This window comes from Hungatella effluvii, from assembly GCF_003201875.1.
GTDB classification, from domain to species: Bacteria; Bacillota; Clostridia; order Lachnospirales; family Lachnospiraceae; genus Hungatella; species Hungatella effluvii.
Genome location: NZ_QJKD01000005.1, coordinates 192315 through 211342, shown reverse-complemented (window position 1 = coordinate 211342; position 19028 = coordinate 192315). Strand labels below are relative to the sequence as shown.

At 44.5% G+C, this 19028-nt stretch carries 18 protein-coding genes; 16 read left to right on the top strand and 2 right to left on the bottom strand.

The genetic code is table 11. The annotated features are described in order from the left end of the window. Positions 1-18 precede the first annotated feature (18 nt). The 6 genes from DFR60_RS11420 to DFR60_RS11395 all read left to right on the top strand — a co-directional run bounded on the left by DFR60_RS11420 (position 19) and on the right by DFR60_RS11395 (position 6756). The gene (locus DFR60_RS11420) at positions 19-645 is read left to right on the top strand and encodes a class I SAM-dependent methyltransferase (RefSeq protein ID WP_243005045.1); all 627 of its coding nucleotides are present in this window, start codon (positions 19-21) and stop codon (positions 643-645) included. Continuing rightward, positions 609-3080, top strand: a complete 2472-nt coding sequence (locus DFR60_RS11415; RefSeq protein WP_110323021.1) for a DEAD/DEAH box helicase family protein — start codon at positions 609-611, stop codon at positions 3078-3080. Before DFR60_RS11420 ends, DFR60_RS11415 begins: the two co-directional genes overlap by 37 nt. A gap of 188 nt (positions 3081-3268) precedes the next feature. Beyond that, entirely contained in the window at positions 3269-3706 is a 438-nt protein-coding gene (locus DFR60_RS11410; RefSeq protein WP_110323166.1) for a very short patch repair endonuclease, read from the top strand. Positions 3707-3812: 106 nt separating this feature from the next. Next, a complete protein-coding gene (locus DFR60_RS11405; RefSeq protein ID WP_110323020.1) occupies positions 3813-4928 on the top strand; it encodes a DNA cytosine methyltransferase in 1116 nt (371 codons plus the stop codon). Positions 4929-4957: 29 nt separating this feature from the next. Further along, positions 4958-5575, top strand: a complete 618-nt coding sequence (locus DFR60_RS11400; RefSeq protein WP_110323019.1) for a hypothetical protein — start codon at positions 4958-4960, stop codon at positions 5573-5575. Continuing rightward, positions 5575-6756, top strand: a complete 1182-nt coding sequence (locus tag DFR60_RS11395; RefSeq protein WP_110323018.1) for a DUF262 domain-containing protein — start codon at positions 5575-5577, stop codon at positions 6754-6756. The genes DFR60_RS11400 and DFR60_RS11395 overlap by 1 nt, the downstream gene beginning before the upstream one ends. 387 nt (positions 6757-7143) lie before the next feature. Here DFR60_RS11395 and tnpB read toward each other — a convergent pair whose 3' ends face one another. Together tnpB and DFR60_RS11380 are read right to left on the bottom strand one after the other, a co-directional pair. Further along, positions 7144-7500 carry an IS66 family insertion sequence element accessory protein TnpB gene (gene tnpB / locus DFR60_RS11390; RefSeq protein WP_110323017.1) on the bottom strand — a complete coding sequence of 119 codons (357 nt, stop codon included), beginning with the start codon at positions 7498-7500 and terminating at the stop codon, positions 7144-7146. A gap of 580 nt (positions 7501-8080) precedes the next feature. After that, the gene (locus DFR60_RS11380; protein WP_110323016.1) at positions 8081-8860 is read right to left on the bottom strand and encodes a DeoR/GlpR family DNA-binding transcription regulator; all 780 of its coding nucleotides are present in this window, start codon (positions 8858-8860) and stop codon (positions 8081-8083) included. 314 nt (positions 8861-9174) lie between these two features. Here DFR60_RS11380 and DFR60_RS11375 point away from each other — a divergent pair, with 314 nt between their 5' ends. The 10 genes from DFR60_RS11375 (at position 9175) to deoC (ending at position 18902) form a co-directional block, all read left to right on the top strand. Continuing rightward, positions 9175-10752, top strand: a complete 1578-nt coding sequence (locus DFR60_RS11375; RefSeq protein ID WP_110323015.1) for an ABC transporter ATP-binding protein — start codon at positions 9175-9177, stop codon at positions 10750-10752. Beyond that, entirely contained in the window at positions 10730-11809 is a 1080-nt protein-coding gene (locus tag DFR60_RS11370) for an ABC transporter permease (RefSeq protein ID WP_243005044.1), read from the top strand. The genes DFR60_RS11375 and DFR60_RS11370 overlap by 23 nt, the downstream gene beginning before the upstream one ends. After that, a complete protein-coding gene (locus tag DFR60_RS11365) occupies positions 11806-12741 on the top strand; it encodes an ABC transporter permease (protein WP_110323013.1) in 936 nt (311 codons plus the stop codon). The genes DFR60_RS11370 and DFR60_RS11365 overlap by 4 nt, the downstream gene beginning before the upstream one ends. Positions 12742-12846: 105 nt before the next feature. Further along, positions 12847-13992: a BMP family protein gene (locus tag DFR60_RS11360; protein ID WP_110323012.1), complete on the top strand. Its 1146-nt coding sequence runs from the start codon at positions 12847-12849 to the stop codon at positions 13990-13992. 22 nt (positions 13993-14014) lie between these two features. Further along, complete coding sequence (locus DFR60_RS11355; protein ID WP_110323011.1) at positions 14015-14905, top strand: dihydrodipicolinate synthase family protein; 891 nt, start codon at positions 14015-14017, stop codon at positions 14903-14905. A 13-nt stretch (positions 14906-14918) separates the two neighbouring features. Beyond that, a complete protein-coding gene (locus DFR60_RS11350) occupies positions 14919-15854 on the top strand; it encodes a ribokinase (RefSeq protein ID WP_110323010.1) in 936 nt (311 codons plus the stop codon). A gap of 15 nt (positions 15855-15869) precedes the next feature. Continuing rightward, the gene (locus DFR60_RS11345) at positions 15870-17195 is read left to right on the top strand and encodes an amidohydrolase family protein (protein ID WP_110323009.1); all 1326 of its coding nucleotides are present in this window, start codon (positions 15870-15872) and stop codon (positions 17193-17195) included. Between the two features lie 53 nt (positions 17196-17248). Next, the gene (locus tag DFR60_RS11340; RefSeq protein WP_110323008.1) at positions 17249-17716 is read left to right on the top strand and encodes a hypothetical protein; all 468 of its coding nucleotides are present in this window, start codon (positions 17249-17251) and stop codon (positions 17714-17716) included. 6 nt (positions 17717-17722) lie between these two features. Then, on the top strand, positions 17723-18262 hold the full coding sequence (locus tag DFR60_RS11335; RefSeq protein ID WP_110323007.1) for a nitroreductase family protein: 540 nt from the start codon (positions 17723-17725) through the stop codon (positions 18260-18262). Beyond that, the gene (gene deoC, locus DFR60_RS11330) at positions 18249-18902 is read left to right on the top strand and encodes a deoxyribose-phosphate aldolase (protein ID WP_110323006.1); all 654 of its coding nucleotides are present in this window, start codon (positions 18249-18251) and stop codon (positions 18900-18902) included. The genes DFR60_RS11335 and deoC overlap by 14 nt, the downstream gene beginning before the upstream one ends. The last annotated feature ends 126 nt before the right edge of the window (positions 18903-19028 follow it).

The following is a 19028-nucleotide window of genomic DNA, read 5'->3' as shown; positions in this document are numbered from 1 at the left end:
GAGGCGCGGAAGCTGATTATGGAAACAAATAAGACAAAAGAGAGGGAATATGTGGATATTACGTTGAATTATTATAATGTCAACGCGGAAGCTTTTTGTTCCGGAACTCAAAATGCAGCTTTTTCGGAACATCAGGATATTTTTCTTAAATGTCTTCCGCCGAAGGCCAGTATTTTAGATTTCGGATGCGGCTCTGGACGGGATAGCAAGGCGTTTTTACTTAAGGGATATGATGTGGAAGCGATAGATGGATCGGAAGAATTATGCCGGCTGGCCTCTGAATGTATTGGCAAGGAAGTGAAATGCTGTAAATTTCAGGAGCTGGAGGCAGAAAATTTATATGACGGCATCTGGGCATGTGCGTCGATGCTGCATTTGAATATGACAGATTTAGAGGCGGTAATGAAACGAATTGATGGGGCGCTGAAACCCTCAGGCATTTTGTATACTTCATTTAAATATGGAGAGTGTGAAGGGTTTCGCAACGGACGGTATTTTAATGATATGACAGAAGAGAAGATGAAATTACTGCTGAAAAGGCTGAAGACCTTTAAAATAGAAAAAATGTGGCGGACATCAGATGTACGACCGGGAAGAAGTGAAGAAAAATGGCTGAATTTACTTTTAAGAACAAAGAAGGAGTAACTTCTGATATTGAGTTTCAGGGAAATGCAATAACGGGTGATGGGAATTATTTGTATTCTCGTTTGAAGCCGTGTTTTTATAGAGCTCAGAGAATTGATATTATAGTTTCCTTCTTAATGGAATCAGGTGTAAAGCTGCTGGTAAAGGACATAAAATCCGCTGTGGAACGCGGGGCCAGGGTACGGATTTTGACAGGTAATTACTTAAATATAACCCAGCCGGCCGCTTTATATATGCTGAGAAGAGAACTGGGGGATACGGTATCGGTACGATTTTATAATGTAACGAATAAGTCCTTTCATCCCAAAGCATACATATTCCATTATGAAGATAAGGGTGAAATATATATTGGTTCTTCCAATGTATCATTCAGCGCATTAACAACGGGAATTGAATGGAATTACTGTTTTGACAGTAAAATACATCCGGAGGATTTTGAACATTTTTATAATACGTTTGAAGATTTGTATGAGAATTACGCTTATGAAATAACAGATGATGTGTTAAAGGAGTATTCCCGGAAATGGAAGAAGCCAAATGTGCAGAAGGATCTGGAGGCGTATGATGCAGCAGACGGCAGGGAAGATCCGGAGACCATCCAGCCCAGGGGAGCACAGATCGAAGCGCTGTACCATCTGGAGAAAAGCCGTAAAGAAGGCTGGGATAAGGGGATTACGGTAATACCAACGGGCGTGGGAAAGACTATTCTTGCAGCGTTTGATTCAAAAAATTATAAAAGAGTGCTGTTTGTTGCGCACAGAGAAGAAATCCTGATTCAGGCGGAGGAGGCATTTCGGAAAGTAAGAGGCAGCGGGAAGTACGGCTTCTTCTATGGGGATAAGAAGGACGACGACTGCGAGGTTTTATTTGCAACGGTGCAGACTTTGGGGAAAGCAGAGTATTTATGCGATAAATGGTTTCCGAAAGATTATTTTGACTATATTGTTGTAGATGAGTTCCATCACGCAGCGGCAGATACCTACAAGCGGATTATCCGATATTTTACACCCGAATTTCTTCTGGGACTTACTGCAACACCTGATCGCTTGGATGATAAAAATATTTATGAGATATGCGATTTTAACGTGGTTTACGATGTCCGCTTGAAGGCGGCTGTGAATAAAGGCTGGCTGGTGCCGTTTCGTTATTACGGGATTTATGACTGTACGGTTAATTATGATAACATTTCATATGTGCATGGCAAGTACGATGAGGAAGAACTGGAAAAGGAACTGATGATTCCACAAAGGGGTGATCTGGTTTACCATAATTATTCCAAGTATAATTGTAAGCGTGCCCTTGCATTCTGTTCTACGAAAAAACATGCAGAATATATGGCGGAGTTTTTCCAGAACAGAGGAGTAAAGGCGGCCGCTGTGTATAGTGGAACAGACGGGGAGTATAATCTGGACAGAAGGGAAGCACTGGAAGAACTTAAGGATGGCAGGCTGCAGATTATTTTCTCAGTTGACATGTTTAACGAAGGACTGGATGTAAAAAACATTGATATGGTGCTGTTTTTGCGGCCGACACAGTCGCCTACCGTATTTTTGCAGCAGTTGGGACGCGGGCTCAGAACTGCGGAAGGAAAAAGCTATTTAACGGTTCTGGACTTTATCGGTAATTATAAAAAAGCAAATTTGCTCCCGTTTTTACTAAGTGGGGAGAAGTATCAGAAACAGATTGCAAGAAGCTATTCACTGACGGATTACGAGATGCCGGATGACTGCATGATTGATCTGGATTTTCAAATTGTTGACTTGTTTAAGAGACAGGCGGAACAGGAAATGTCGATCAAAGACAAGGTAAATGAACAGTTCGAGAAGGTTCGCCAGCTTGTATCCTGTGAATTCCAGCGTTCGGTGCCGACCAGGGTCGATTTATTTACCTATATGGATACTGATGTTCAGGAAGCGCTGAAAAGAAATATGAAATATGCGCCAGTTCCCAATTATCTAAATTTTCTTGCAGAGCGAGACTTGCTTACCGAGGATGAAAAGAAGCTTCTTAATGGAAAAGGGGCGGAATTTATTAATATGGTGGAGACGACGAGGATGCAGAAATCGTATAAGATGCCGCTGCTTCTGTCGTTTTGCCGTGATGGGAAGTTTAAGATGGTTGCGGATAAAGATGATATTTATTATAGCTTTAAGGCGTATTATGAGCGGGGCGGTTATAAGGTGGATATGATCAAGGACCAGTCATCGGCCGGGTTTATGACGTGGGGGAAGAAGGAGTGGGTGAAACTGGCAGTCATAAATCCTGTGAAATTTATGTTAGATAAACACCCGAATTGTTTTAGAAAAGTTGATGATGGGGTGATTGGACTTGTGGAAGGTATGGAAGAGGTTGTGGGGAATGAGGCGTTTGTAAGGCATGTGATGGATGCGGTGGAGTGGAGGTCGGTGAGGTATTTTGCGGAAGGGAAAGGGTGACAGTATTATATTAAATTCCATGTCTATCGTGCGGTTTGAAAAATATTTGGAGAATTAAAGTACTTTGTGTTATTTCCTTTTTTACTGAAGCTATTATACAGTAAAAGCTATATAAGATTATTTCCTATTGGAGAATTTTGGTATTGCAATAGAAACAAGTGTTCGATATAATTATCTTGGGTGCTGGGATGGATGTTTTAAACTCTGAACAAAGAAGTAAAAACATGAAAAATATAAAGAGCTCTAATACTTCAATTGAATTGTGTTTAAGGAAAGCTCTTTGGAAAAGTGGGATTAGATATAGAAAGAATTATAAAAAACTGCCTGGAAAGCCGGATATAGCTATAACAAAGTATAAGATAGCGATATTTTGTGATGGCGAGTTTTTTCATGGAAAAGATTGGGAAGGATTGAGAAAAAGGTTATCTAAAGGGGATCGGGCAGACTATTGGATTAATAAAATAGAAAAAAATATGGAAAGAGATCGAAATATAGATCTACAGTTAAGAAATTTAGGCTGGAAAGTTATCCGCTTTTGGGGTAAAGATATTAACAAAAATTCTGATATGTGTGTTAAGGTAATTAAGGAGGCAATATTTGCATATATTATGGAAAATGATTTGTGATATAACATATATTCTTAGAAAGTAATAGAAATATTAAAGTATTTTAATTTAAATTAATTTAAATGTGGTATAATCAGGACATAAAATATAAAGATAGGAATAAAAAATGAAGCGATTAAAAATTTTTTCTTTTTTCTCAGGCAGTGGTTTTCTTGATTTGGGGTTTGAGAAGGCAGGATACAATATTGAGTTTGTAAATGAATTCTCAAGTACATTTCTTAATGCATATGTCTATTCTCGTTCACAAATGAATATGAAAAAACCTATGTATGGTTATTGGGCAACGGATATAAATGATTATTTAGTAACGAGAAGGGGTGAACTGAAAAAATATATTTTAGATGCCAAGCAAGATGGCAGCCTAATTGGTTTTATTGGAGGACCTCCATGTCCTGATTTTTCTGTTGCAGGAAAGAATAGAGGAAAACACGGTGATAACGGGCGACTATCTTCTTCGTACATAAATTTGATAATTGATATGAAACCTGACTTCTTTTTATTTGAAAATGTAAAAGGACTATGGAAAACGGCACGACATCGAGAATTTTACGAGGAACTTAAACGAAAATTGCATACAGCAGGATATTGTACAAGTGAAAGATTGACTAATGCCTTGGAGTTTGGAGTTCCACAAGATAGAGAAAGAATTTTATTAATAGGAATTAAAAATAGTAAATTACTATGTAATAAAGTTAATGGTAATGAGTTAGTTAATTTTCCTTGGACTCAAAAAAGAAATTATACTATGGAACAAGTAAAAGGAATTAATTGGCCAACAAATGATATATTTATTCAAGATGGTATATTACCTTGCCCCGTTAATGTAATAAAAGAGTTAACAGTTGAGTATTGGTTTGAAAAAAATGATGTTACAAACCATCCGGATTCAGAAAAACATTTTGTTCCTAGAAAAGGGTTAGTGAAAATGCAAACAATAAGCGAAGGTGATGTTAGTAAAAAGTGTTATAAGCGGCTTCATCGATGGCGTTACTCCCCTACCGCGGCATACGGAAATAATGAAGTTCATCTGCATCCTTATAAATGTAGAAGATTATCTGCATCAGAAGCACTAGCTATACAATCGTTACCTAAAGAATTTATATTACCAATAGATATGAGTCTTTCTGATATGTTTAAAACAATAGGTAATGGCGTTCCTTTTTTACTATCTAAAGCAATAGCAGATTCCTTACAAGAGTATTTAGAAGTTAGTATTAAGTGAATTTGCAAAAGATAAAATGGAGTGATTTTATGTCTTATACACTTGATGAGATAAAACTGGATATACAAAGTCTTCCAGCTAAACAATTTTATTTAAAACATTTTTTGAGATCAGATAATTGGTATTTTGAAAACATATTAGGTGTTGCAAAAAGTGATATTATATGTGTACTAGACGATTTTAAATCAATTATAAGTGATCAATTAAAAGTAAATTTTAATTGTATTGTTATGGTTGGAAGCGGGAAGATTGGATATAGTTTGGCTCCGACAAGAAACAAACTGTACAAACAATTTAATAATGATGAAAGTGTTAGAAAAATATCAGATATTGATGTTGCAATAGTTTCAGATCAATTATTTAATAAATACTGGGAGTTGTTAAGAACTTCTTATAGATATAAATATATTGCACAATATCAGCATATACCTAATGAAATATATAGAGGTTATATTAATGAAAGACATTTAGTTGATATAGAAGGCTGCAGAAAAGAGTGGAATGAACATGCTCTAATGTCGAAAAAAACATTGAGTACGACACTTTTTATAAAAAATGAAATTACATATAGGTTGTATAGAAGTTGGGAAGACTTTGAAGATTATCATGTTCAATCTATTAATAAAATTAAAAGAGGTGAAATATAATGGCTTTAATGTTTAATAGGAATACAAAAACTATCAAAGATGTATACGATGATTTTAGTAGAGGAAAGTTAATTGTAGATTTATCTTATCAAAGAAGAAAGGTGTGGTTGTTACAAGATAAGGTTCGTCTAATAGAAACAGTATTACTTGAGTTAATAATACCGGAGGTCTTTTTTTGGCCAGCTGATATTGATGTAGATACTGGGGAAATGGTAATACACATAGTTGATGGTCAACAACGAATAACTTCAATTGTAGAATTTATTCATGGTGATTTCAGCTTAGATTCTAAATATTTATTAAATGATACAATTAAAGAATATTGTGGTAAAAGGAAGTTTGATGATCTGCCTTCAGAATATAAAAATAAAGTTTGGTTATATAAACTGTCTGTTGTGGATATTGACCCTTCGTTTAACAAAAAAGCTATAACTGAAATGTTTTATAGACTTAATCTGACTAATTACAGCCTTAATCCTCAAGAGAGACGAAATAGTAAAGAAAGTTACTTTGGCGATATGGCAGAGGCACTATCAGAATTAGATTTTTGGAAAAAATGCCGGGTATTTAGTTCGGCTGATGCAAGACGAATGAAGGATGTTGAGTATTGTTGTTCGATATATATTTTAGCTAATGAAGGAATAGTAGATCAAACAAATGATAAAAAAATAAATGATTATTACGATGATTTTGCTGAATCGTTTGATAATAATGAAATATTAACCAAAAAGATAGAATCGGCGATGGATGTTATTATAAAACTATGTGATAAGGTGACATTATCTTTTATATCCAAAAAAGCTCAAATGTATACTTTATTTAGCTTGGTCTTTAAGCTTATGGATGATGAAATTCAATTTAATTCTGAGATATTTGAGCGTTTTAAATTATTTGTGATAACGTATAATCTATTTAGAAATGAATATAACTTAAGTTTTAGTGAGTCTAATTTGCAGGAATTAAATGAGCACATTAAAAAATATAAACTTGCATCTTCGGAAGGAATTAATAAATTTAGAAATAGGGCTATACGTTTACAAACTTTATTTGAAATTTGTGTAAGTATGCCAGGAGAAGTAAAAGAATGCCTTCGATCTCTAACGGTTACATATGAACAGCAAAAACTAAGTGATGTGAGTTTTGAAGCGTTTGATAGTGATGATATAGTGGATAATGTTTAAGCGCTTCATACTCAGTACCTCGACATGCTAAGATCCGTTTTCACAGCACGGCATTATTTTTCTGGCTTATGGATGAATTCCGGCAGTTTCGGTGACCATGGCAGCAGCTCTTTTATAAAGTCTCTGCTTCTCTTGCACACATGTTTCAGGGGCTATGTCAGTAAATATTCAAAGTAACCATAAGGTTTTAATTGATTATTTTGAGTATCTTCTGACCGAGCTGTCAGAGCACACAGATGGCCTTGACAGAAGTTTTCTGGAAGATCTGTTTACGTGGTCAGAGAAACTATCGGAGTACATACCAAAACCCAAAAAGCAGGACTCAACGGGCCGCGCATAACAGCAGCTCCATAATTGTCAAAGTACTGGCTATTGAGCGTTTACTTCCTATCTTGGAAGGCAGTTTTCATGATAGACGGATTGCCTTTTGCTGGCAATATCAATCCCAAACCTCATCCAGTCAAATTCCTTCCACGTAAGATTTCTCACCTCAGACTTATCCCTTGGCCAGTGGTAGCATCCCTGGGCAGTTCGCCGCTTGTAAATCAGGACGATACCATCCGGCTTTTTCAGAATGGCTTTGATACGGTCACGCCTGCGACAGCAAAAGAGGAAGAGTGCATGGCCGATGTCCTTGGAGAACTGCTTCTGTATGATCGGGCAGAGTCCATCGATGGATTTACGCATATCGGTTCTGCTGCAGACGATATAGACCGCGCTTACACTAGAAATGTCGGCTAGCATGGTTGCTTCTTCAACAGCTGGAATATCATTGCAAGCAGACCTGGATCAACTGAATTACTGATTTTTATCCGAATGTCACCCCTTATAAGTTTAATCATACGTTGAGTGCCTGGATCCGATGCAGCCATGTATTCTTCAACTGCTTATGGAACCGGGTCTATATCAACCCTGATCACATCTTGGTGTGAGGTGAAGTCTAGGGTATATGAGTTATCAGATGGTACCGTTGACTCCGGAATAGCACAGGCCTTCTCCCTAAGTCTGGTAACCGCATTATAAAAGTTGCTTAGTGGGATATTGTGCTGCTCACACCAGGCGTTATCAGCCATGCCGTTCTAGCGGCATTAAATAATGAGCTGAAGTCATTTCTGCTGAGAATGGCGGGAATTGTATATGGCCATGATCGTTCTCCAAAATGAAAATATAGTGAAAAACTACCTGACTACCATTATGGAGGAATTGAATCTGATTTACAATACACCCAATATTTAGAGGTTTACTTATTATTTGCTGCTTATGATTGCTTTGTTAATTGTAAGATTACTTTGTGCTTAACTGCTCTCTATCAATAAAGATATATCTACACCAAATACAACTCAATCCCCACCCCCCGGATATACTCCTGCCACTCCTCCGCCAGATAATGATCGGTCACAATAATATCAATACATTCCAGCGAGGCAAAATACGCTGGCCGGATCTGGTCAAACTTGCTGGAATCGGCCAGCAGAATCTTGGTGACGGAAGATTTTATAACTGCCTGCATTGTAGATATCTCATAGTTATGCATACATGTAATACCGAGTTCCCGGTGAATGCCTGCGGCGGAGAGGAAGACCTTATTGGCGCGGATCTGATTGATCAGCTCGATTCCCTGCTGGGATTCGAACATCTGGGCGTTGGGGTGGTAGAAGCCGCCGGGAAAGATCAGGCTGATGTCTTCTTTGGTGATCAGCTCGTTTAAGATATTCATGCTGTAGCACAGGGCTGTTATGGGCATGCCGCCCGGAATGTAATGGGCCAGATGCTCGGTGGTGGAGCCGCTGTCAATGATGACAGTGTCATTGGGTTCCACCAGAGTCGCCGCAAATTTGCCAATCAGCTCTTTTTGCAGGTTGCGTTTTTCTTTTTCTGATTCCAGAGAGTAGGAAGGGGAAGCCTCCGACAGACTGCTCTGGGGATTAAACATGATTTTTCCGTTTTCAAAATTAATTGTATGGTCTGCTGTCAGTTCTTTGATATCCCGGCGAACAGTCATTTCGGATACATTTAGATGATTCGCCATCTCCTTTACGGTGATGCTGTTTCTTATCTTTAAAAAGTGTATGATATTATTTAAACGGGTCTCTTTTTTATTCATGATTGACCTCCCTTATTTTGCTGATTCTAATTTTTACCAATTCTAATCTTTACCAAATCAAACCTTGCCAATTCCAACTTCAACGACTCTAACTTCGCCAAATTTAATATTTTTAACTCTAACATTTCTTAACTCGATATTAACATTTTTGTATCGAAATGTAAACGGATTCCCTACAAAACCCTATTTGTCCTACCAAAAACGTCAAAATTAACAATTATACAGTAACAAAATGTGAGTATTCACAAACATTTTTTCGAATATTGACTTTAAATGTAAAAAAAGTTATCATAAAACTAACCAAAAGGCAGAAAATGTTAAAAAATAATAACATTATTAGGGAGGACGACGTGGAGGAGCTTTTAAAATTACAAAATATAACCAAAAAGTTCGGAAATGTAGTCGCAAATGATCGTATCAACTTAAGCGTGGGCAAGGGGGAGATCCGGGCTCTGCTGGGGGAGAACGGAGCCGGCAAATCGACTCTGATGAATATCATTTACGGCCTGTATCAGCCCACTTCAGGGGAAATCTTCTTCGACGGCAGGCAGGTGGCAATCCATTCTCCGAAGGAAGCGATTCATCTCGGCATCGGCATGGTTCACCAGCATTTTATGCTGATACCGGAGCTGAGCGTTGTGGAGAATCTGGTTCTGGGGAGACGTTCACGGAGAGAGCCGTTTCTCGATCTGGAAGAAGCGTCGGAGGAAATCCGCAGATTATCCGAAACGTACGGACTGGATGTGGATCCAAAGGCAAAGGTGTGCGACCTTCCGGTTGGAAGCCAGCAGAGGGTGGAGATCATCAAGGCACTGTACCGCGGGGCCAATGTCCTGATTCTGGATGAACCGACCGCTGTACTTGCCCCGCAGGAAGCGGAGCATCTGGGGACTGTCATCAGGACACTGGCGGAACAGGGAAAAACAGTTATTTTTATCACGCATAAGCTGATGGAGGCCAGGGATCTGGCCCACAAAATCACAATTTTAAGGAACGGAAAGACAATTGTGACTGTACCGGCCAGGGATAAGAGCAATGAGGAACTGGCACAGCTCATGGTGGGGCATCCGATTGCCACCGACCTCCCGAGAAAGAAATACGCACCCGGAAGAGAAGCGTTGAAGATCAGCGGCCTTTCCATGACGGCAAAGGATGGGAAACGTCTTCTGGACAAGATTAACCTGACTGTACACGAAGGAGAAATCGTTGCAGTTGCCGGAGTGGATGGGAACGGTCAGTCTGAGGTAGTCGAAGCGGTGACTGGACTTCGTAAAATTACGAAGGGGAAGGTGGAGTTCTTTAACCGGGATATGAGCCGGACCTCCGTCCGGGACAGAATCCGCGAAGGCATGGGCCATATTCCCCAGGACCGGCACAAGGAAGGAATGGCGTTGGATATGAGTCTTTCCGACAACATGATTCTGGAGACCCATGGAGATAAGAAGTTCAGCAGGTGCGGATGGATCGATTACGATAAGGTCAATCAATACACCGGGGAAATGATTGAAAAATACAATGTGAAGGCCACCGGCTATGCCGCGCCGGCGGGGAGTCTCTCCGGCGGCAACCAGCAGAAGGTGGTGCTGGCCAGAGAGGTATCGAGAGAGCCGAAGATCCTGATTGCCGCACAGCCTACCAGAGGCCTTGACATTTCGGCAGTCGAATTTGTTCACAGGAAGCTGCTGGAATCGAGGGATTCCGGTGTTGCCATCCTGATGATTTCCACGGAACTGGAGGAATGTCTTTCACTCAGCGACAGGCTGGCAGTCATGCATCAGGGCAGAATCATGGGAGTGATGAATCGTGAGGAATACGATGTGGAGAAAATTGGCCTGATGATTGCCGGGGTACATGATGGAGAACGGAAAAATGAAGATAAAACAGAACGATAAGAGAAAAATTTTGGCGCAGTTACTGAAACCGGTGGCAGCAATTGCGGCGGCACTGATGGTTGGCGCAGTTTTGATTCTGTATGCAGGGGCAAATCCTGTCACGGCATATAAATCGCTTCTGACCGGGGCATTTGGAAGCTTTTATAATTTTACGGAGGTGCTGGTGAAAGCGTCTCCATTGTGGCTGGCAGGTCTTGGCGTGGCGCTGTCGTTTAAAGCCGGGATTTTTAATGTGGGTGCGGAAGGACAGATCATGATGGGGGCATTGGCTACCGCTTGGATCGGCGTCGTGCTGGGAAATCTTCCCATGATCATTCTGCTTCCTGTTACCATGCTTGCCGCGGTTTTAGCAGGCGGTATCTGGGCCAGCATCCCGGGCATGATGAAAGCGAAGCTGGGAGTCGATGAAATCATTACCACAATTATGTTTAATTACATAGCAACCTGGGTGGTCAGCTATTTTGTGACAGGGCCGTTAAAGGATCCGGCGGGGGTCAATCCGCAGACGGCGGAGCTGGGAGCAGGAGCACAGCTTCCGATTCTGGTAAAGGCGACCAGGCTGCACGCGGGTCTGATCCTTACGCTGATTTTAATTGTCGTCATGTATTTTGTCATTAAAAAGAGTACATTTGGTTACAAGGTGAGACTGCTGGGGAGCAGTTTATCCGTGGCGAGGGCATCGGGGATTAACGTTCCCCTGACACTGGTTACTACGATGATCATCAGCGGCGGTCTGTCCGGTTTGGCTGGGATGATGGAGATTTCGGGGCTGCACCACAGGCTTTTAAATTCATTTTCTCCGGGCTATGGTTTTACGGCGGTTGTTGTGGCTCTGCTCGGCAATCTGAATCCGCTGGCTGTATTCGTGTCGGGATTCTTCTTTGCAGCAATGACGGTGGGGGCTAATGAGATGCAGAGAAGCGCTGCCATTCCCACCTCTTTAATCAGTGTGATTCAGGGATTGATCGTGTTCTTTGTTCTGATCAGCGAAGTGAAACACTTTCCGAAACCCCATATTTTCACATCGAAAAAGGAAGACAGGGGGGTGACAGAATGAATATCTTAAGCATGACATTTATTGTGGGTCTCTTGACTGCCACGGTCCGCATGATGGTCCCGATTCTTCTGTCGGCGCTGGGGGAGACGTATTCGGAACGTGCGGGCATCTTAAATATCGGGCTGGAGGGGATTATGCTGATCAGCGCATTCTGTGCTTTTCTGGGCTCCTACTATTTTAACAGCGCGGCTGTGGGTGTGCTGTTTGGAGCGGCTTCCGGCCTGCTTGTCGGCCTGGTCGCGGCATTCTTGAGCGTTACCCTGCAGATTAACCAGATGATCAGCGGAATCGCCTTAAATATGGCGGCCGCGGGGCTTACCAGTTTCCTTTACCGGGTTATGTTCGGTGTGCTTCCGATTCCGCCTCAGGCAAAGAGCCTGCCGGTGCTGGAGATTCCGGTGCTGAAAAACATTCCATTTCTGGGAGAGATCCTGTTTCAGCACAATATTCTGGTATATGCAGCATTTATTCTTGTACCGGTGTCTTCCATCATACTGTACAAGACCAGCTTTGGCCTGAAGATCCGGGCGGTGGGGGAGAACCCGAAGGCAGTGGATACCGTGGGCGTCAGCGTGAACGGCGTGCGGTATTCTGCGGTGTGCATCTGTGGGCTGCTGACCGGACTGGCCGGGACGTGTCTGACCATCGGACAGCTCAATATGTTTATGGACAATATTTCCGCAGGTAGAGGTTTTATCGCTTTGGCGGCCGTTATCTTCGGTAAATGGAATCCGAAGGGAGTCCTGTTTGCTTCCGTTATCTTTGCATTTGCGGATGCTCTTCAGCTGAGGCTCCAGTCACTTGGCTTCCAGATTCCGTATCAGTTCCTGGTTATGCTTCCCTATGTGCTGACCGTGGTGGCACTGGCCGGAGTCGTGGGGAGGAGCAAAGGACCAGCCGCATTGGGAAAAGCATACAGCAAGGAAGGATGACAGGACAAGTCAATTAACAAAACCTATTAACAAAACTTATCAGAAAAAACTATCAGCGAATCGCTGAAAGTATAAATGTCTTTCTAACGACAAGGAGGAGAAGAAATGAAAAGGAAACTGAGTTTGGTAATGGCAGCGGCACTGACTGCAGCGCTCCTGGGGGGATGCGCAGGCGGAAATGCAAAACAGCCGGCAGGCGACACAACGGCGGCACAGACGGAAGCTGGCGAGAAGGAAGCGGAAAAGAAGGAAGCGGAAAAGACAGAGGCAGTGGACGGAGATACCGCGAAGACGGATGATGTAAAGAAGGACGACGCAAAGGCTGGAGACAGCGCCAAAACCGGGGACGGACAGTTCAAGGCGGCTCTTATTGTAACCGGATCGGTCAACGACGCCGGATGGAACGCGGCTGCCTACAATGGCATGAAAGCGATTGAAAGTGAAATGGGAGCGGAGATTAATTTCTCAGAAAATGTGTCTCTTCCCGATGCGGAACCGGCATTGAGGGATTTTTCCAACAAGGGATACAACCTGGTCTTTGCACACAGCATGGAGTATGGCGAGTCTGTGACAAAGATTGCGGGGGATTATCCTGATACAAAATACGCGGTCTATACAGGAACTGTGGAAGCGGACAATGTGGCGTCCATCTCCTTAAATGAGCACGAGACGGGATATCTGGCCGGCATGCTGGCGGCATCCATGTCAAAGACGGGCAAGATCGGAGTCATCATTGGTTCTGACTTACCTCCGATGATCCGAATCGCGGAGGCGTACAAGCTGGGCGCGAAAGAGATAAATCCGGATATTCAGGTGTTTGATGTATTTGCAGGCAGCTGGGATGATATTGCAAAAGGAAAAGAAGCGGCTCTGGGACAGATTGAAAACGGCGCCGATGTCATCTTCCATGTTGCGGATAAGACCGGGCTTGGAGCGATTCAGGCGGCACAGGAAAAGGGCGTGTATGCAATCGGTTCCTCTGTGGATCAGAGTGCAGTGGCACCCGGAACCGTACTGTCCAGTGCCCTGGACCATGCGGACAAGGCCTATTTAGCGGCGGCAAAGAGCGTTTCAGATGGTACCTTTAAGGGCGGAATCATGAGAATGGGACTGAAGGAAGAGGCGATTGGCATGGCACCATACGATGCGGCCGTTCCGGAAGATGTAATTAAGAAAATTGAAGATAAGACCGCGCAGATCGTGAACGGGGAATTCGAAGTTCCGGAGATTCTGGAGAGAACGACGAAGTAAACTTTGAGAAAAGGAAACGAAAATGAACGATTATTTATTTTACGGAGCGATGACGGAACCCATCGCTCCGATGGACAAAGAGGGAAATATTGACTATGAGCTTTTGAAGGCTCAGGTGCAGTTTCAGCTGGATCATAAGATTCATGCGATTTTTGTGAGCGGGCTGACGGAATGCATGGTGACCAGCGTGGATGAGCAGATTGAAATGCTCCGTGAAACTGTGAAAACCGTGAACGGTCAGGTCCCGGTTATGGGAAATATCTGTCTGAACCGGCCGGAGGACGCTCTGACAGCCATAAAAGCATTTGAGGAGGCGGGAGCGGACGCGGTCAGCATAGCGCAGCCTCATACCTTCACGTATGAGGAAGATGCCATTTACGAGTATTATACGAATCTGATCCGCAGGACAAAACTGCCGGTTTACGTATACAACGCGCCTCAGACCAACAACATTCTTTCACCCAGGCTTGTAAAAAGGCTGGTGGAGGAAAATGAAAATGTGAGAGGCTATAAAAACAGTGTTCAGGACATTCTTCATCTGCAGAGTGTCATGGAGCTGATTCCGAAAGAACGCCATTTTGAATGCATCGCGGGCAGTGATTCGACAATTTTTGCAACACTGGCTCTGGGCGGATGCGGGATCATATCCTGGGTGTCCATCATGTTCCCGGAACTGATCGAGGAGCTGTGCGACGCGTATTTTAAAGGTGATATCGAGGGTGCAAGGGCACTTCAGTTCCGGGTACAGAAAGTGCGGACGATTTTAAAGCACGCTCCGATGGATTCCGGATATCGGTATGCCGGTGAACTGATCGGACTGCCGATGGGATATCCGAGGCAGCCAATGTCGCAGGCTACGGAGGAGCAGAAGAACTATATCAGGGAAGAACTGACAAAAATGGGCATGATTTGACAAAGGAGCGGAAATGAAGCCAAAGAAATTAATAACGCTGGGAAGCTATCATACGGATTATTTTTTGATTGGGGACAGAATTCCGGACAAGGGTGAGACGGTGACGGGAAATTACTATTTTACAGAGGGCGGCGGCAAAGGCTCCAATCATGCCTGCGCCTGCTCGATCCTTGGCGGAAACGTGGTTTTGATTCAGAAGCTGGGCAGGGATGAGGGCGGAGAAACGGCCTGTAGGGAATTCGCAGGGTACGGACTCTCTCTGGATTATGTCCGGATGGTGGACGGAGAGAAGACGGGACTGGCTCCCATCATGATCGATAAGGATGGCAATAACGCCATTATGGTCTTTCCGGGGGCTCACGGCCATTATACGAAGGAAGATATCGATATGGCCGACCAGGAGTTTGACGATGCATTTATGGCCAGTTTTGTGTTTGAGACGAATCTGGATATGGTGGAGTATGCCATTAAAAAAGCGTATGAAAAGAATGTGGCCGTATTTTTAGATCCGTCGCCCGTGACGAAGTTTAATCCGGAGCTGTATCCGTATCTGACCTGGATTAAACCCAACGAGCATGAGGCAACCCTTTATACGGGAATCGAAGTGACGGATTATGAGTCTGCCATAGAAGCCGGTAAATGGTTTCTGGCACAGGGAGTCAAAAATGCCCTGATTACTTTGGGGGAAATGGGTTCGGTTCTGGTGACGCCTGACCGGATTTTAACATTTCCGGCGCCGAAGGTGACGGTTGTGGACACAACAACGGCGGGCGATGTGTTCGCCGGCGCATTTATCTATGCCCTGTCGGTGGAAATGCCTCTGGACGAGGCCGTGCTGTTTGCCTCCTGCGCGGGCGCTCTGACAGCCACGAAAGCGGGGGCAGTTAAGTCGGCCCCGCATATGGATGAGGTGCAGACGCTTCTGGCGGAATTTAAAAAGACGATTTAGGACCGGGGGATAGAGATGAATCATACGATATTTGCTTTAAAAGGAACGATTGCCTATACACCGGTACCGGACAAATTCGTATTCGCGGAAGAGAGTTTCCTGGTATGCGAAAATGAAAAGGTGAAAGGGATCTGGAAGGAACTGCCGGATGAGCTGAAGGGAATAAGAGTCTGTGATTATACAGGCAAAATCATTTTCCCGGGAATGTGCGATCTGCACATGCATGCGCCTCAGTACGCGTTTCGGGGACTCGGGATGAATCTGGAGAATCCGGACTGGGATATGTGGTTCGAGAAGTACGCTTTTCCAGATGAGAAACGGTATGAGGACTGCGAATATGCAAAGAAAGCGTATGAGCGTCTGACCGACGACCTTTTAAAAACCACGACGACCCGTTGCGTTATGTTCGGGACTCTTCACCGGCAGAGCACGGAGATTCTGATGGATCTGCTGGAGGAAAAGGGAATCGCGGCCTATGTGGGCAAGGTAAATATGGACCGGAATTCGATTCCCGGCCTGCTGGAGACCACGGGGGAGAGCCTGGAAGAGACGAAACGGTGGCTGAGCGACTGTGCGGAAAAGAAGCAGTATAAGAAATGCCGTCCCATGATTACGCCCCGCTATATTCCGACGTGTACGGATGAACTTCTGAGCGGACTGGGAGAACTGGCTGTGGAGAAGGGAATTCCGGTTCAGTCTCACCTGTCCGAGGGGCTGGACGAGATGGAATGGGTACGTAAGCTGAAACCGGAGATCTCATTTTATGGGGAGGGCTACGACAGGTATCATATGTTTGGAGACGCAGTTCCGACGGTAATGGCTCACTGTGTCTATTCTTCAGAGGAGGAGATTGCTCTGATGAAGAAGCGGGAAAAGCTGATTGTCGCTCACTGCCCCCAGTCCAATATCAGCAGCTCCGGAGGGATTGCCCCGGTGAAACGCTATCTGGCGGAGGGCATCCGGGTGGGGCTTGGAAGCGATATGGCGGGCAGTAATACACTTTCTCTGCTGCGTGCGATTACCGATGCCATTCACGTGTCGAAGGCACGTTGGGCATTTACGGAGCGGGGAAACGATCCTCATGCAAAGAAGAATGTCCTGTCACTGGCGGAAGCATTTTATCTGGCAACCCATGGGGGAGAGGGCCTGTGGGACAGCGTTGGAAGCTTCGAAGAAGGATACAGTTTTGATGCTGTGGTCCTGGATGATTCCAGAATCCGTGACTACTGTGAGAGAAGCAGCTATGAGCGGACGGAGCGGTTGATCCTGATGTCGGATGACAGGGATATAGAGGCGAAGTTTATCGACGGACGAATGGTATATCAGCGGGCAGACGGCTGATTGGCGGGACGTGAAAATTGAACCTGAGACATGAAAAGGGGGGGGACTGAAACGTGAAAACGGTGGTGATTGAGGATATCAGGGCGGGTAATGATTATGGTCTGATTGTGCAGATGCCGGAAGAGGGAAGCGTATATCAGGAAGACTATTTTTACTGGAAGGGTAGCTCGATTCCGGCCTGCTTTCAGACGAACCGGATTACGACCGGGATAATGAAGACGTGGCACCGGGATCCGGTGTTTCAGAAACTGGAATACCATGATGACTATGAAAAATTCGTATTTCTCTCCGGAAACGCCCTGTTTCCTGTGGCGGATACGAGGGATTGCGCTGTCTGTGCCGGGAGTTTCCGGGTACTTAGGGTAACTCCCGGTACAGAGGTGCTTGTGCCGCCTGGAAAAGCACATTTTATGCCGGTCGCTGAGGGGGATGAGCCGGTCCGTCTTACAGTAGTGTGTCCGGAAATGCCGTTTTACCATGTGTTTCTGGACGAAGAGACACGGGCTGTGGCAAAGGAGTGAGAGGCATTGGAGAATGTATGCTTAAGGCGGTGTTCCTGCCGGTGTTTTTTGAAGAAAGAAGTGCCGGAGGAAGAACTGCTCAGGCTTTTTCAGGCGGGCATGCAGGCGCCGTCGGCGCGGAATGAACAGCCCTGGGAATTTATTCTGATCCGGGACCCTTTGGTGAAGGAGCAGATCGCACAGATCAATCCCTATTACCGGGCGGCAGATGGTGCGGACTGCCTGCTCCTCCTCCTTGCGGATTTAGCGCGAGTGAGGGGCGACAGTCCATGGTGGATACAGGATATGAGCGCCTGTGCGGAGAATATCCTGCTGCAGGCTGTGGAATTAGGACTCGGCGCCGTATGGCTGGGCGTCTATCCCAGGGGAGAGCGGATGCGTGCATTAAGAGAAATTGCATGTATTCCGGAGCGGGTGGTTCCGTTTGCGGTGATCGCTGTCGGATATCCGGCCAATGCGCTGCAGGCAGTGCCAAGGTTTGAGAAAAAACGGATTTTCAAGGATAAATATGGAATTGAGGCGGGAGATCAGTATGAACAACAGTGAAATATACTCTCACGTAGATCATACGCTGTTAAAAGCGTATGCTTCCTGGGAGGAGATTAAGAAATTGTGCGATGAGGCCGTACAGTACCGGACAGCTTCCGTATGTATTCCGCCGTCCTATATAAAGCGGGTCAGGGAAAACTATGGGAAAGACTTCAGAATCTGTACGGTAATCGGGTTTCCGCTGGGGTACAGCACGAAGGAAGTGAAGGTGAGCGAGACTCTTTTGGCGGTCAGGGATGGCGCGGACGAGATTGATACGGTAATCAATCTGGGAGATGTAAAAAACAAAGAGTATGACCAGATACTCGCTGAACTGAAAGCCATACGGAAAACGGCGGAGGGCCGGATTCTGAAGGTCATTATTGAGACCTGTTATTTGACGGAAGAGGAGAAGCGGGAGCTGTGCCGCGTGGTCACCGAGTCGGGAGCCGATTACATTAAGACTTCTACTGGATTTGGAACGAAAGGGGCGGTGCTGGCGGATATTTTCCTGTTTAAGGAGGAAATCGGACCGGACGTAAAGATCAAGGCAGCGGGGGGAATGCACAGCCGCCAGGATTTCATTGATTTTTTAAACGCTGGGTGCGACAGACTGGGAACGAGTTCCGCGGTGAAGGTGCTGGAGACACCGGTATAAGAAAGAGAAAGCTTTAGGGAGAATTAAGGACAGCATTAAAAGAAGAGTACGCGTAAATAGTATTTGAAATTTACGCATACTCTTTTTGCCTTTTTACGCAAAAAAATGTATAATTTAAGAACATAC